Raw genomic sequence first — 13511 nt, forward strand, 5'->3', positions numbered from 1 at the left:
CGTTCGGTCGTCCAGCCGCGGCCGCCCGAAAGCAGGTCGGGGCAGCAGCGGTTGCACGAGTTCCCACTCGGCATCGGACAGTTCATGGCGGCGTATCACGACACCATGATCCACAATTCAAGATCACTTTGACGACAGAGCCTAGGCGGGCTGTTCGGGTCACGACACGGGCGCCGGGACGCGCTGCTGCACATCGACGCCGTGAACCGGCCGCGGACGCCTCGCAGACGAGTACGGCCGACGCCCACTTCTGCCGTGGCGGGTGGGAAGTGGCCGGCGGAACCGAAAACCCACCACGGGAGACGCCCGGGAGCGCCTTCGAGTCGAGGGAGATCGTGTTCGTGGCCGCGACGGGCTGTACCCGGCCCGAACACCCGCGCCAGCCAGGGTCTCGAACCGCTCGGCCGCGGCACCCCGCCCATTCGCTCCGGTGGCGGACCGTGTCGACGACGGCCCGCCGGACTCCATGGCGACAACGGGCACGACTGGGACCACCTGCGGAGGCGGCTGCGCTCGCGTGGCATCACTCGCGCATCGCCCGGAAGGGCTTCGAGCCCTCTCAGCGCCTGGCGCCACGGTTGGACCGAAGGAGGGAACGGTGGCCTTGCTCGCCGGGTGCCGTCCTCTGCGCCATCGCCACGAGCGCGAGGCCGAACACTTCCTTGCGTTCTCCGGTATTGCGGCCACCCACATCTGCTATCGGCGTCTGGACGGGTGAGCAGGTTCAAACGACTCCGAGGAAGCCCGGGTCGGTGCCATCGGACTGACAGCACGCGTCGCGATGCAGGCCTAGGAGTTCCGCCATGGGCACCGCGCGACGGCTGGTCGCTGACAGATCCTTGCGGGCCTCGGCCGACCACAATGGTGGGAAGAACGAGAGCCCCTGCCGGCCGTTCAGCACGGAGATCTCACTGCGCCAGCCGTCCCACCGCAGGCCTTCATAGAACTCCTGGAGTCCTCCGGAGAAGATCCAGGACAGCCACGCCGAGTGGCCGGCGCCCAAGGCCTCCCAGCCGAGCGCATCGGGGGCGAAGTAGATGATCTCGCCTGGCTCACCGGGACGACCGGCCTCATGGGGGTTGCCCGCGTTGAGGGCGAAGACCCCGCCTACCGCGTCGTGCGCAACCACGAGACCTGCACCGGGCCGCCAAGCAGGATCGAAAGTCGAGGGCATCGCGTTGACCTCGGCCAGGCCAGGCAGTCCGACGTCACTCGGGCTTCCGAAGATCCGCAGCCATCCACCGTCCACGAGCAGACCGCCACAGTTCAGTACGATGCCGCCCAAATTCGACCGGGCGGAGACCTGTAGTTGCAGCAGGGAGGCACGGCCCTCCCTGGCATCGACGGGTAGCACCTCAACTGGTACGTCGGTGCCGGACAGCTCCTCAAGGAGTAGAGGCCAGGCTGGATCGTCGACGTTGATCAGTTCATTGTCCTCGCGCATCCCCGCATCGTCGCACCGGCGCCCAGAGCCTCAGTCCACCGGGTCACGCAGTCTCAACGGGCTGCCGGAGAGGATCGATCGGTGGCCCGTACGCTCCCTGACCCGCAGCGGTCCGTCATCGCCGACAGCCTGCAGCCCGAGGCCGGCAACGGAACCGGCTACGTGAGCGCGCACATCCCCGCCGCCAACCCCGTTGCACCGCACATGGTCGACAACAAGTACTTCGGCCGCGGCGACCAGGTCTTCCACCTCCACTCTCTGCTGGACACCGCCACCGGCTCCTGAGGCCGGCCGGCAGCCACCCGAACTGGGTTCCGGTCACCGGGATGCGAGGTCGTCCGGCAGGCCGGACGTCGAACTGTCGAGAGTCCGGACCGTCGTGGGCGATCAGCGTCCAGCATCCGTCTCGGTCTTGCTTAGCATGTACACGACGCGCAAGACGCGCGTTCCAGGAGGAACCCGGCAGCATCAGCGCTTGGTTCCCCGGCTCCGGATCTGCTGCCGAAGGAAACACGCATGCACCGCCGATCTGAGGCCCTGTACGGGGTCTTGGCCACCGTCCTCGCAATATCGCTCACGGCCTGCGGAGGGCACGGCGGCGGCGCGAAGCCCGGTCCTTCCGAGGAGCGCGTGCCGGACGGCCAGACCAGTCGGCAGACCCCGTCCGCGACTCCGACGTGGGGCCCGGCGTTGGCGTTGGGGCAGCCGGCTCCGAACCTGTACGAGCCGGAAATGACCATGGGCGGAAAGTTCGAGGTAACCGCCACGAAGATCGTCAAGGGCACCGCCGCGCAGGCGAAGTCGCTGCACTGGGACAAGCGTATGGCGGGCGAACCGACGGGCAACACCCCGTACTTCGTGTACTTCACGTACACGCTCAAGGACGGCAAGCCGCACGCCGCCAACGTCGATCTGGGAGCCTACGCCGCGGCCCTGGACATGAACGGTGTCAAGGTCGCGGAGCGGCCGACCGTCCACACCGGATATGTCGACGGCGGGTGCCCCGTCCCGCCGATCTACCTGCGTTGGGACATGGGCGAGAGCCGCACTCTGTGTACGGTCTTTGCCGGCGATGCGTCGAACCCGCCCACCCGGCTGGCCTGGGGCACCGACGAGGACCACATGAAGGGCGCCTCATGGGAGTGGACCGCCAAGTGACCGCTGCGCGACCCAGTGGGCGGCGGGTCCGGCCGGGCTTCCTCGGCGAACTCCCCGCCCAGCCGCGCCCGGCCTGTCGCGTTGCCGGTGCCCACCGGGCGGCGGTCGGTGTGCACGGGTGAGGCTCCCTGCCTTCGTCAGGCGGCGCCCAAGGCTGCTTCGGTGACGCGTTCTGTGCCCGGCGCACCGGGCGCCCGGCAGCGTGACCGAGCAGGGATCGCACGTCCGTCCCGTACTCAGCGCGTGACGGCCATGCTGTCGGTGACCTTGTCGTGCCGGCCCTGTTGGAACGGAGCTTGTCTCAGCAGCACCACAGCGGGTTCAGCAGGCCGAGGACGGGCACGCGGATACCCGTATCCGTGTCCGGGTGCCTGGCCCCGTCGGTGACCTGGACCTCGGTCTTGGGGCCGACGCCTTCACTCGGCCTATCCGTTTACACCCGACGCCGGCGGGCAACGGCCTGTGCCAAATGCGTCTGCTGTGTCCGTGCGAATGCCCAAGGTGGCTGGTAGGGAGCGCGCTGACACCGGCAGATGTTGTCCCGGTGACAATGCGAGCCCTACGGTGGCCGTCATGAGCGACCCGGAGAAGAACAAGGCCGCGGCCAAGGCGTTTTACGACCTCATGTTCAACCAGTGCCGGCCCGCCGAAGCCATTGATCAGTACGCCGGCGACACCTACATCCAGCACAACCCCCACGTTGCCGACGGCAACCAGGCATTCGTCGACTACTTCGAACGCATGGCCGCGGACTATCCCGGCAAGCGCGTCGAATTCAAGCGCGCCTTTGCCGAAGGGGACCACGTCGTCCTGCACTGCCACCAGATCTGGCCCGACGAGGAGTACGCGGGCATCGACATCTTCCGCTTCGATGCAGCGGGCAAGATCGTGGAACACTGGGACGTCCTCCAGGTCATCCCGCACACCTCCAAGAACGACAACAGCATGTTCTGAGAAGTCCGGGCCCGGTCGAGGACGGGCTCCTGCCCGGGCCCGGGAGAACATCGCGGCGGGGGCCATCCTCCCCGCCTGCCGGTGCCTAGGGCCAAGACCGGAGCACCCGACATCCAGGACGCAGCCTTCGTCACCCAGCCGGCGTGCGCCGCACCTGGCTCTGCGTGTTCAGCCAGGCTGCCCGCCGGCCGCCCCGGTGATGCTTTGCAGCGACAGGCACACCAGTCGACCTGCGCTTCCGGACACCCGGCGAACAGGAACGATCTCACCGAATGGTCATCCACCGTGCGGCTGGTTCGGCCGGTGCGGTGTCGATCACGGTCCCGCCCATGCGCCCGGCGTGCGCGACGACTGCACACACCGCCGTCATGATGATCGCTCTGGCCGGCCGGGAAGGGCGCTGCCGGGGTGCTGGGCCGGTGTTCAGAAGGTGATGGTCCGTCCCTCGCGTTCCGCTTGTCGCGCGGTGTAGGCGACGCCGTGGACTTTGATGCCGTCCGGGTTGAGGAGGGTGATCGTGCCGCCTCGGTCGCCGAGACGGAATCCGTTACCGCTCGGAACGGTGAGGGTGGTGCCGGGCTCCAGAGTGCCCGCGGGCAGCGGGAGGGTCTGCTGGTCGCGGTCGGTGAGCTGCCATCCGCGCAGGTCGACCGGGGCTGGGGAGGCGTTGAGTACGGTGACGGCTTCGGATGCCGAGCCGGAGGGGTTGACCAGGGCGGCCATGATCCGCAGGGGTTCGTCGCGGTCCCCGGAGCGCGGTGGTGCGGTGTCGATGGGGTGGCCGGTGCGGTCGTCGGTGTGCCAGGCCTGGGACTGGAAGGCCAGGAAGATCGCAACCCAACGGTTTTCGGCGGGCAGGTGCACGAACAAGGCGCCGTCCTGCCGGACACCGTTGTCGGAGCGGAAGCGGCCGCTGTTGCCCTGGTTCATGTGGATGTCATGCACGCCGTTGCCGGGCCGGAAGCCGAACACCTTGTCGGCGATGTTGGCCTCGGGGCCGAACCGTTGCCCGAAGACGTAGAGGGCGGCGGTGCGGTCGGCGATGGCCCGCTGCACGTAGTGGTCGAGCAGGTCGGCCAGGTCATTGTCCGCGCCCTCGATATCGGGCGGGAGCAATCGCATCGAGGCGGGGTCGAACAGGTTGCCGCGGATGAAGTCCAGGCCGGCCTTGCCCGGCTGTGCCGCCAGGGCCGTCCACCCGCTGCCGGCGGGCGGGAGCAGCTCGGTCACGGGGTGGCGCAGGTCGTCGTCGACCAGGTAGAGCAGCTCCGAGGGCGCCTGTTGCGACTCGACGTTGACGGCGGCCCGGTAGTGGGTGCCGGCGTTGTCGGTGAGGTGGATCTGGTAGTGAGGGGTATCGCTGGATCCCTCCCGGCGCCGGTCTACGGCGCGGGCGGCCAGGACACCGTAGCCTTTTAGCGGCATGGGTCATCCTCTTGGTTCCGATGGGAGCGGCACGGCCGGGGTGCGGGCGTGCCGATGGACCGGGCGGGGGTGCGGGCCGTCGAGGACGTCGGCTCGGCCGACCGGTGCCGGTGGATGGCGGACCTCGTGCATTCCGAGGAAGCCGTGGGCGAAGCCGGTGGTGGTGCCGGCCAGGCCCTTCGCGTGTACGTTGCCCGGTCCGCGGGCCCGAAGCGGCCGCCGGGCCGGTGATGGTTCGTCAGCTTCCAGTTGCCGGTGACCGACATCTCCCACCCTCGCCGCGCGCCTGGGCAGCCCTGCCGGCTGCCGAGCCTCCTCGCCGTTATCCCCCGACCACGCCCCGACGGGACCCCGTATCACCCGATGTTCACCCGCCTTGCCCTGCGCCTCACCTACCTGCTGCCCCGACCCTGCTCCTGCGAACGGGGAGCCGCTACCCCTGCGCAGCACCTCGCGCCGCGCACCGCCACCCGCCGGCAGCACACGGCGCTGACCGCGGCTGCCCCGGCTTGGGCTCGGGGCCCCGGCCGGCACCGCTCGGGACGTGCGACCTGGCCGCCGGCGGCCCTCGTCCCAGCGCTGGCGCGCCCTGCTGACAAGCGTAGATTTGGTGGTGCGCCCGGCTGGAGGGAGACGATCCCATGGACACAGCCATCCGCATCGAGGTGCTGCCCGCGCGACTGGGCGACTGCTTGTTCGTGGAGTGCGTGCGCGGGAGCGGGCCGCCTTGGCGCATGCTCGTCGACGGTGGTCCTCCGGGTACCTGGCCCCGGCTCGAAAAGAGGTTGGGCCGGCTGGAACCGGACGAGCGGCACATCGACGTCGCCGTGGTGACGCACATCGACAGCGACCACATAGGCGGCATGCTCCCGTTCCTGCGGAGCGAGTACGCGGAAGACGTCGGCGACTACTGGTTCAACGGCCCCCCGCACCTGCCCTCGGGGGGCGGCGTGCAGCGAAGCGTCGCCGAGGGGCAGAGCCTGGTAGCGGCGCTGCTCGGGGAGTCCGTCGGCCCCGTTCTGCCGTGGAACCGGGCGTTCGGCGGCGGCCCCATCGACACCGGGGACGAGTCCGGGTTCATCGAGGTACCGGTCCCGGACGGGCCGCGGGTTACGGTGCTCTCACCGACTTACGAACGCCTGGCGGTACTGGAGCGCGAGTGGTCCGAAGCCATCGACCGGGCCAGGCGCGGCTGGCAGGTCGGCGTGAGGCCCGACATCCTGGAACCCCTGGGCGATCTGGCCGCCGTTGCCGCTCGCAAGACGGCCGACGACACGACGGCTCCGAACGGGAGCAGCATCGCGCTGCTGGTCGAGCACCGCGGCGCCCGCGCCGTGCTCGGGGCGGACGCGTTCGGTCCCGTGCTCGGGGCCGGCCTGCGCGGGGTGGCCGCCCACCGCGGCCTGCCGGCCCTGGAGGTGGACGCTTTCAAACTTCCGCACCATGCCAGCCGGCGGAACGTGACCGAGGCCCTGCTCGAAGCCGCGCCCGCCCGGCACTACCTCGTGTCCACCAACGGCGACACCTACCACCATCCCGATGACGAGGCCCTGGCACGCGTCATCCTGACCGCACCGGAAGGTCCGACGCTGTGGTTCAACTACCGCACGCAGCGCACCGCCCGGTGGGCAGATCCGGAGTTGTACGAGCGATACGGCTACTCGGCGAGCTTCCCCGAGGCACCAGAGACGGGTACGGTCCTCGAACTACCGGCGACGGCCTGATCCCTGAAGGACCCGGGACCTCGCTTCCGGGGGCTCGGGGCATTCCTTCGGTTGCCGAACAGCAGTAGTCGAACCCTGCCCGATCCATGTCCGGCTACGACCCTCGGCGCCGCTCATCCTCCAGAGGTGACATGCGTACCCACCGGGCAAAGCCGATTGGTGATCCAGTTGCCTGACTGTGAGGTCCTATGCTGCGGAAATGATCAATGCCATTGAACTCGTCATATTCGACTGCGACGGTGTGCTGGTGGACAGTGAGCGAATCGCCGCGCGCGTACAGGTCGCCCTGGGTGCTGAGTTGGGCTGGCCGCTGACCGAGGACGAGGTCGTGGCCCGGTTCATCGGGCGCTCGCACGCGGCCATCCGTGAACAGGTCGCGGCGCAACTCGGCGAGGACACAGCGGCAACCTGGTCGGAGAGGTTCGAGCGACTTCACAGTGAGGCCGTGGACGACGGGCTCGCCCCGGTCGAAGGCCTGACCGAAGCCCTCGACGCGCTCACTCTCCCGACCTGCGTCGCCTCCAGCGGCTCCCACGAAAAGATGCGGCACACCCTCGGCCGCACCGGACTCTACGAACGCTTCGCGGGCCGCATCTTCAGCGCCACTGAGGTCTCCCAGGGCAAGCCCGCCCCGGACCTGTTCCTGCACGCCGCCCGACAGATGGGTGTCGATCCCACCGCCTGCGTGGTGGTCGAGGACAGCCAGCCCGGCGTCCGCGCAGCGCGCGCCGCCGGCATGCGGTGTTTCGGCTATGCCGGCGGGCTCACCCCGGCTGAACGACTCGAAGGCCCCGGCACCACCGTCTTCCACGACATGCGCAACCTGCCGACCCTCATCGCGGAGCGGCAGCCGAATAGCCACCTGCACCGGCCCGCCCATGCGAATTGACAGTCGCTCTGCTGCGAGAACCGTTTGCGAAGTGCATCGTGGTCGGAGGCTGCCAGGTGACGGGTTCCTCGTCTGTTCGACGGAGAGCAGCGTCCAGCATGTACGGCATGGGGACTCGTCCGGCTATTCCGCGACGCTCACAATGAACGTGCCCACGTCTCGACAAAGCCCCAGGGCCCGCAGGCCCTGACGAGGAAGCCGAGGGTTGGTTCGTCTTCGTACCGCCGAGTCGGCTCCGAGAGCAGTAGGCGTGCGGGCCCGGGGCCTCCCACCTGAACCATAGGGCGGCCGGAATCGTCGTAGCCGATCACGCGAGCAGGCTGGAAGACCGGGCTGGGCAGCCACCCGCTCGGACGGGTCGGCAGTGTCCGGCGGACTCCGTGAGCTGCGGCTGGAACCCGCGCGGGGCTACGCCGTCACGGGCTCCAGCCGCAGCTGCCGGATCGGCCAGGGTGGTGGCTCGGCCGGGCCGAACCAGACCCGAACGTCCTCCCCGGTGCGCACCGGCAGGAAGGGGTAGTCGTTTTCGGCGTGTGCGGTGCGGTGCAGCGCATGGCCCGGACCCAGGTGCCGGGCTGCGTACGCGTCGAAGTCGACAGCGTCTGACGGCTGGCAGACGGTCGCGACCACCTCGCGGATGCCCGACTGCGATGTGAAGCCCGGGCCGTGCAGGAGCAGGACGTCGTCGCTGTCGATCATGGTGGCATTGGCCGCGTCGCGGTTCTCCTGCCAGACCGAGCCGGTGTAGAAGGCCTCGAGCGAGCGCCGACGGTGCCTCATGTCGGGGAACGCCCGCAGCCAGACGAAGCGGTCTGGGTCGTCAAGGTCGCGGAACCGGCCGCCGACCGCAATGCCGACCGCTTCCTGGCCGATCACGAACTCGCGCTCGAACAGCTCGATCAGCGTTTCCCGGGTGCCGGGATGCAGGGTGTACTGCCGGAGTTCGACGATGCTCATGTGCTGGCCGCCCCGGTACGGGTGAGGTCCATGATCCAGTTGAGCTCCCAGGTGAGGCCGCCGTCGGCGGAGAACTCCTGCTCCCAGCGGGCGGCGTCCGGGCCGAGGCGGTACCAGGTGAAGTGCACCCGGATCGGGCGGCCGTCGTGCGTGTCCTCGCCGTGGAAGTCACCGCGGTCACCCGTGAAGCCACCGACCACCGGGGGATCCAGTCGGCCGGTCCGGCTGTCAGACCAGTGGATCGACCAGCGCGCCAGCTCGCGGTCGAACAGTCGTAGGGTCACGCCCTGGCGGGCGAGGGTGGGGAGGCTGAGCTCGTCGATGTTGCCGGCACCGCCGAACAGTGGCCGTACGACCGCATGGCCGGGAAACTCCGCCCAGGTGGCCGGGCCTGAACCGAGAGGTGCGGCGAGACGGCGATTGGCCACGTCCCAGCAGCCGTGAAGGAAGTCGAAGTCGTCCATGCGCCGCAGGCTAGGGACATTCCCCTGACATCCACTGTCAGTGAATACTGAGCGGCATGCGCGCGAGCCGACTGGTCACCCTGCTTCTGCTGCTCCAGAACCGGGGCCGGATGACGGCCCAGCAGCTGGCCGAGGAACTGGAGGTCTCCGTCCGTACGGTCTACCGGGACGTCGCGGCGCTCGGCGCCGCCGGTATCCCGCTGTACGGCGACGCCGGACACTTGGGCGGTTACCGGCTGTTGGAGGGCTACCGGACCCGTCTCACCGGACTGACCGCCGACGAGGCGCAGGCCGCGTTCCTCGCCGCGCTCCCCGGCACCGCCGCCGAGCTCGGCCTCGGTGAAGCGCTCACCACCGCCCAACTCAAGCTGCGCGCCGCCCTTCCGGCCGAGCTGCGCGAGCACGCCGGGCGGATCCAGGAACGCTTCCTGCTCGACGCCCCCGGCTGGTACGGCGGCGCAGACCGTACGCCTCACCTGGCTGCGGTCGCGGCCGCCGTGTGGGCGCGGCGGGCGGTGGTCCTGCGGTACCGGCGCTGGCGGGCACCGGAGGAGATCGAGCGGCGGGTGGAGCCGTACGGGCTGGTACTCAAGGCCGGCCGCTGGTACGTGGTCGCCGGCGGGCCGTCCGGGATCCGCACCTACCGTGTCGATCAGATCAGCGAACTGCGGCCCCTGAAAGAAGAGTTCACCGTCCCGGACGGGTTCGACCTGGCCGCGCACTGGAAGAGCCATCTGATCGAATTCCAAGGCCGGCTCCACACCGGGGAGGCTCTGGTACGTCTCACCCCGGAGGGCGCCCGCCGTCTCGGCGTGGCACCTGCCGAAGGCCGCGGATGGACGGAGACCCGGGTGCCCATCGAATCGATCGACCACGCCCACGGAGAGTTCCTGCGGCTGGGCAGCGACATCGAGGTCATGGCTCCGGCCGAACTCCGCGACCGTATCGCCGAGACCGTATGGACCTTGGCCTCCCGCTACCGGGGGCGCCCCCCTGAGGCCGGAGCTCCCGGGGGCTGAGCAGCGCTGGGCGCGGGCGGGTCATCGGTGAGCGGCCACGAGTACGCGGCCGGGCAGACGGCCGGGCAGACGGTGTACGACCGCGACCGCCAGGCGCCTGCGCTACTTCACCCTGGACCATCGAGGCCGCGGGCCACGTCGCCCGCACCCGCCGGCGTGGCGACAACCGCACCAGGGCGGCCGCAGTCCGTGCCCAGGGCGCGGCTGCCGGTAGGGGCTGTCGTGGGACGGGCCTGCGCCGACTGCCCGCCGGCCGACCACGCCGACCACATCCCGCTCGCGCCCCGACCGGTTCGTTCGCGCAATAGACTCGATGCGCACGGTCGGCCGCTGAGCCCCCGGCCGGAAGGAACCCTTATGGCCCGCACGGACCGGAATCCCGACGGCCTGCGCCGGCAGCCTTCCGCCTCGCCCCCGCCCTCCTCCTGGGCGGTGTCGCCCGACGGCGGGCGCCCGGAAGGGCGTACCTGTTCCCATTTGACGGCGCTGCCCGCCTGCCCGGAGACACCGCACGACGTCTGCACGCACTGCCGCACCCTCGGCTGGACCTGGACCGGCCTGAGATGGTGTGCGGCCTGCGGGCACGTCGGATGCTGCGACAGCTCCCGTGGGCAGCACGCCTACGCCCACCATGCGCAGACGGGACACCCCGTGGTCTTCTCCTTGGCCCCTGACGAGCCCTGGGCCTGGTGTTTCGTCGACGAGGTCTTCCTCGTTCGGGACTTCTGACGGGTTGAGGCACGTACGCCCCGCTGAGCCGACGGTGACCGCCACGCGGCCCGCCACGACGAGTTCGGGTGCTGCATCCGCTCGTGCCGGAAACGGGGAAGGGCAGGTGGAGGTGAAAGCGATGAGTAGAGCTCGGCGCACGGGCGGCCCGCTGCCCACGGAATCGGTCTGGGATTACCCGCGGCCCCCGAGCGTGGTGCCGGATGCTCGGCGCGTGGTGATCGAGCACCGCGGAGTGATGCTCGCCGACTCCCGGGCGTGCCACCGCGTGCTGGAGACCAGCCACCCTCCGGTCTTCTACGTGCCGCGCGACGACGTGCGCACCGGCCTGTTGTCCCGGTCGAATACGACGACGGCATGCGAGTGGAAGGGGCGGGCCGCGTATTGGACCTTGACCATGGAGGGGTGCACCGTTCCGGACATGGCATGGAGCTATGAGACCCCCTTGCCGGAGTACGGGAGCATCGCCGGCCACCTGGCTTTCCATGCGGGGAAAGTCGATCTTTGTACGGTTGACGGAGAGCCCGTACTGGCCCAGCCCGGCGACTTCTACGGCGGCTGGATCACCGCCGAGATCCTGGGCCCGTTCAAGGGCGGTCCGGGAACCGCCGGCTGGTGAAGAGGGGCAGCGGCGGCACGACGAACAAGCGCGGGGGTTGCATCCACGGCCGGGTGACTCGCGGAACACAGTGGACGAGCGGCAGGGGCCGCACCGGTAGGTGGGAGAGGTGGTCGAGTGTCCGCAGCCCTGGACGCGACGGACGTGCTGGTCGTCGGGGCCGGCCTGGCCGGGCTCGCGTGCGCCCGGGATCTGCTGGCGGCAGGGGTCCGCGTCCGGGTGGTGGAGGCCGGCGACGCGGTCGGCGGCAGAATGCGTTCCGACCGGGTCGGCGGCTTCGTGGTGGACCGCTGGTTCCAGGTGTTCAACACCTCCTAGTCCCAGGTCCGCCGCCGGCTCGTCCTGAAGAATCTCCGGCTGCGGCCCTTCACCCCGGGCGTGATCGTCCACAGTCCCTCCGGTCGGCTCCGCTTCGGCGACCCCGCCCGCCACTCGCGCACGCTGCCCGGCCTGGTCGGGGGCCGCCTCGCCGGCCCCCGCGACCTGGTCGCCCTCGGCCTGCTGTCCGCCCGTGACGCGCTCTCGCCACCCAGCCGGATCAAACGGCTCGCGGACACCACCACCCGCACCGCACTCGCGGACGCCGCCGTCTCCGAAGCGTTCGTCGAAAGGTTCTTTTGCCCCCTCCTGTCGGGGGTCTTCCTGGAGGAGGAGCTGGAGACCTCCGCCCGGATGTTCCACCTGGTCTGGCGGAGCATGATCCGAGGCACGCTGTGCCTGCCCACCGACGGCATCGGGTCGGTCCCGCAGGCCCTCGCGGTCGCCCTTCCCGGGAATACCGTACGACTGGAGAACGCCGTGGCGGAACTCACGGACGACGGCGCACTGACCGCTGCGGGCCGGGAGATTCCCGCCCGCGCAGTCGTGGTGGCCACCGGCCCCGGCAGCCGTCCAGGCATTGCTGCCCGAGGTCCCCCTGCCCGCCTACCGGACCGTGACGACGTACGACCACGTCGCTCCGCGGTCCCCCTGGGCGAGCCGACGCTGCTGGTGGAGACCCGCCGCCGCTTCCTCAACGCATGTGTCCTCAGCGACGTCGTCCCCGCCTACGCCCCGCCCGGCCACGCCTTGGTCGCCACTTCGATCCTGGGCCGGGACGCGCCTGGGCGTGAGGGCGAGCTCCGCGCAGCGCTGGGCGAGGCGTACGGAACGGACACGGACGGCTGGGACCTGCTGACCGTCCGCACCATCGGACGCGCTGCCCGCCATCGCCGCCGCAGCCGCTCACCCGCACTTCGCGCACTGCGCCGGGCCGGTACGTGTGCGGCGACCACCGCGCCACCGGGTCGGTCCAGGGCGCGCTTGCCTCCGGCGCGCGCGCCGCCCGCGAGGTATTGCGCGACCTGGGGCGCCAGGGCACGTGCTGAACCGCCGTGTCCGCAGGCGAACTCCCGCACGCGTTCCCCCTGCCGACGCGGGGAAAGGCCAGCAGGACCGTGCCATCGGGGCCGCTCCCGGCCGCCTCGACGACGTGCGCACACGTGACCACGACGCCTCGGCCTCGAGGAAACCGACCCAGGCCACCGCTCCGTCCGCGGCGAGGATCTGGGCCACCGAGGCGGGCAGGTCTGAGCGGGCGCTGCTGCCGGCGTCCTGCCTCGAACCGGCCATCGGGATCAGCTCCCTGTCGCCCCTGTGCCCGGGTTGATGCGATCGTGGCTGTTCCACGACACGGTCACCCTCAGGTGGCAGCCGGCCTGGCTCTTGGTGATCACGGCCCCGGCTTCGAACGCCAGGTCGACGCCGAACTCGACGGCGATCAGGTCGGGACCGGCTTTGCGCAGCTGGTCCAGAGCGGCGCGCGCGACCGCCGTGACTGGCGCCAGCGCGGCTTCCAGCGTCACCGGCAGCTCGCGCACGGCATCGCCGATGCGCCCGGCCTTCACCGGCCCCACCTCGTGGACGGCGCCCGGCTCCTCGACCAGGACGAAGCCGCCGCCGTCCAGCGGAATCCGTGTCACGGCTGTCACCACGCCTGGTCCGCCTCTCGAGCCGACTCGCCTCAGGGACGTCACCAGGCTTCACCGCGAGTTCCCGCCCCGCATCCCGGGGCGGCCGTACGCGTGAGCGCCCCACTTGGCGTGTCCCGCGGCGCACCCGCCGGGGGAGTGGCGAAGGATGACGAGCAC

Annotated in this window: 13 protein-coding genes and 1 pseudogene; 9 read left to right on the top strand and 5 right to left on the bottom strand. The window is 70.3% G+C overall.

Going from position 1 to position 13511, the window contains the following annotated elements; genetic code table 11:
* Positions 1 to 724: 724 nt before the first annotated feature.
* Entirely contained in the window at positions 725 to 1444 is a 720-nt protein-coding gene (locus ACWGH1_RS23475) for a DUF2625 domain-containing protein (RefSeq protein WP_453353507.1), read from the bottom strand.
* Between the two features lie 81 nt (positions 1445 to 1525).
* Here ACWGH1_RS23475 and ACWGH1_RS23480 point away from each other — a divergent pair, with 81 nt between their 5' ends.
* From ACWGH1_RS23480 to ACWGH1_RS23490, 3 genes are all read left to right on the top strand, one after another.
* Positions 1526 to 1729, top strand: a complete 204-nt coding sequence (locus ACWGH1_RS23480) for a hypothetical protein (RefSeq protein ID WP_453353506.1) — start codon at positions 1526 to 1528, stop codon at positions 1727 to 1729.
* Between the two features lie 447 nt (positions 1730 to 2176).
* The gene (locus ACWGH1_RS23485) at positions 2177 to 2602 is read left to right on the top strand and encodes a hypothetical protein (protein WP_453353505.1); all 426 of its coding nucleotides are present in this window, start codon (positions 2177 to 2179) and stop codon (positions 2600 to 2602) included.
* A 573-nt stretch (positions 2603 to 3175) separates the two neighbouring features.
* Positions 3176 to 3556: a nuclear transport factor 2 family protein gene (locus ACWGH1_RS23490; protein ID WP_453353504.1), complete on the top strand. Its 381-nt coding sequence runs from the start codon at positions 3176 to 3178 to the stop codon at positions 3554 to 3556.
* Positions 3557 to 3979: 423 nt separating this feature from the next.
* Here the strand turns inward: ACWGH1_RS23490 and ACWGH1_RS23495 are convergent, their stop codons facing one another.
* On the bottom strand, positions 3980 to 4981 hold the full coding sequence (locus ACWGH1_RS23495) for a DUF2278 family protein (RefSeq protein ID WP_453353503.1): 1002 nt from the start codon (positions 4979 to 4981) through the stop codon (positions 3980 to 3982).
* A gap of 641 nt (positions 4982 to 5622) precedes the next feature.
* Here ACWGH1_RS23495 and ACWGH1_RS23500 point away from each other — a divergent pair.
* Together ACWGH1_RS23500 and ACWGH1_RS23505 are read left to right on the top strand one after the other, a co-directional pair.
* On the top strand, positions 5623 to 6705 hold the full coding sequence (locus tag ACWGH1_RS23500) for an MBL fold metallo-hydrolase (RefSeq protein WP_453353502.1): 1083 nt from the start codon (positions 5623 to 5625) through the stop codon (positions 6703 to 6705).
* Positions 6706 to 6904: 199 nt separating this feature from the next.
* Positions 6905 to 7594, top strand: coding sequence for an HAD family hydrolase (locus tag ACWGH1_RS23505; protein ID WP_453353501.1), 690 nt, complete (start codon positions 6905 to 6907; stop codon positions 7592 to 7594).
* 408 nt (positions 7595 to 8002) lie between these two features.
* On the opposite strand, the gene ACWGH1_RS23510 is transcribed toward ACWGH1_RS23505, so the two are convergent.
* Positions 8003 to 8551: an NIPSNAP family protein gene (locus tag ACWGH1_RS23510; RefSeq protein WP_453353500.1), complete on the bottom strand. Its 549-nt coding sequence runs from the start codon at positions 8549 to 8551 to the stop codon at positions 8003 to 8005.
* A complete protein-coding gene (locus ACWGH1_RS23515; RefSeq protein ID WP_453353499.1) occupies positions 8548 to 9015 on the bottom strand; it encodes a hypothetical protein in 468 nt (155 codons plus the stop codon). Before ACWGH1_RS23515 ends, ACWGH1_RS23510 begins: the two co-directional genes overlap by 4 nt.
* A gap of 56 nt (positions 9016 to 9071) precedes the next feature.
* On the opposite strand from ACWGH1_RS23515, the gene ACWGH1_RS23520 reads away from it, so the two are divergent.
* The 4 genes and pseudogenes from ACWGH1_RS23520 (at position 9072) to ACWGH1_RS23535 (ending at position 12749) form a co-directional block, all read left to right on the top strand.
* Positions 9072 to 10034, top strand: a complete 963-nt coding sequence (locus tag ACWGH1_RS23520) for a helix-turn-helix transcriptional regulator (RefSeq protein ID WP_453353498.1) — start codon at positions 9072 to 9074, stop codon at positions 10032 to 10034.
* Positions 10035 to 10391: 357 nt separating this feature from the next.
* Positions 10392 to 10763 carry a UBP-type zinc finger domain-containing protein gene (locus tag ACWGH1_RS23525; RefSeq protein ID WP_453353497.1) on the top strand — a complete coding sequence of 124 codons (372 nt, stop codon included), beginning with the start codon at positions 10392 to 10394 and terminating at the stop codon, positions 10761 to 10763.
* A 214-nt stretch (positions 10764 to 10977) separates the two neighbouring features.
* Positions 10978 to 11382, top strand: a complete 405-nt coding sequence (locus ACWGH1_RS23530; RefSeq protein ID WP_453353496.1) for a DUF427 domain-containing protein — start codon at positions 10978 to 10980, stop codon at positions 11380 to 11382.
* 117 nt (positions 11383 to 11499) lie between these two features.
* Positions 11500 to 12749: pseudogene (locus tag ACWGH1_RS23535) on the top strand (NAD(P)/FAD-dependent oxidoreductase).
* Positions 12750 to 12998: 249 nt separating this feature from the next.
* On the opposite strand, the gene ACWGH1_RS23540 reads toward ACWGH1_RS23535, so the two are convergent.
* The gene (locus tag ACWGH1_RS23540; protein WP_453352523.1) at positions 12999 to 13343 is read right to left on the bottom strand and encodes a CU044_2847 family protein; all 345 of its coding nucleotides are present in this window, start codon (positions 13341 to 13343) and stop codon (positions 12999 to 13001) included.
* Between the last annotated feature and the right edge of the window lie 168 nt (positions 13344 to 13511).

It is taken from the genome of Streptomyces sp. NPDC054883 (assembly GCF_053610645.1).

Bases quoted from the DNA above. Each gene is read 5' to 3' on its own strand.
- ACWGH1_RS23475 (WP_453353507.1), bottom strand. From the start codon at position 1,444: ATGCGCGAGGACAATGAACTGATCAACGTCGACGATCCAGCCTGGCCT.
- ACWGH1_RS23485 (WP_453353505.1), top strand. From the start codon at position 2,177: ATGACCATGGGCGGAAAGTTCGAGGTAACCGCCACGAAGATCGTCAAG.
- ACWGH1_RS23490 (WP_453353504.1), top strand. From the start codon at position 3,176: ATGAGCGACCCGGAGAAGAACAAGGCCGCGGCCAAGGCGTTTTACGAC.
- ACWGH1_RS23495 (WP_453353503.1), bottom strand. From the start codon at position 4,981: ATGCCGCTAAAAGGCTACGGTGTCCTGGCCGCCCGCGCCGTAGACCGG.
- ACWGH1_RS23500 (WP_453353502.1), top strand. From the start codon at position 5,623: ATGGACACAGCCATCCGCATCGAGGTGCTGCCCGCGCGACTGGGCGAC.
- ACWGH1_RS23505 (WP_453353501.1), top strand. From the start codon at position 6,905: ATGATCAATGCCATTGAACTCGTCATATTCGACTGCGACGGTGTGCTG.
- ACWGH1_RS23510 (WP_453353500.1), bottom strand. From the start codon at position 8,551: ATGAGCATCGTCGAACTCCGGCAGTACACCCTGCATCCCGGCACCCGG.
- ACWGH1_RS23515 (WP_453353499.1), bottom strand. From the start codon at position 9,015: ATGGACGACTTCGACTTCCTTCACGGCTGCTGGGACGTGGCCAATCGC.
- ACWGH1_RS23520 (WP_453353498.1), top strand. From the start codon at position 9,072: ATGCGCGCGAGCCGACTGGTCACCCTGCTTCTGCTGCTCCAGAACCGG.
- ACWGH1_RS23525 (WP_453353497.1), top strand. From the start codon at position 10,392: ATGGCCCGCACGGACCGGAATCCCGACGGCCTGCGCCGGCAGCCTTCC.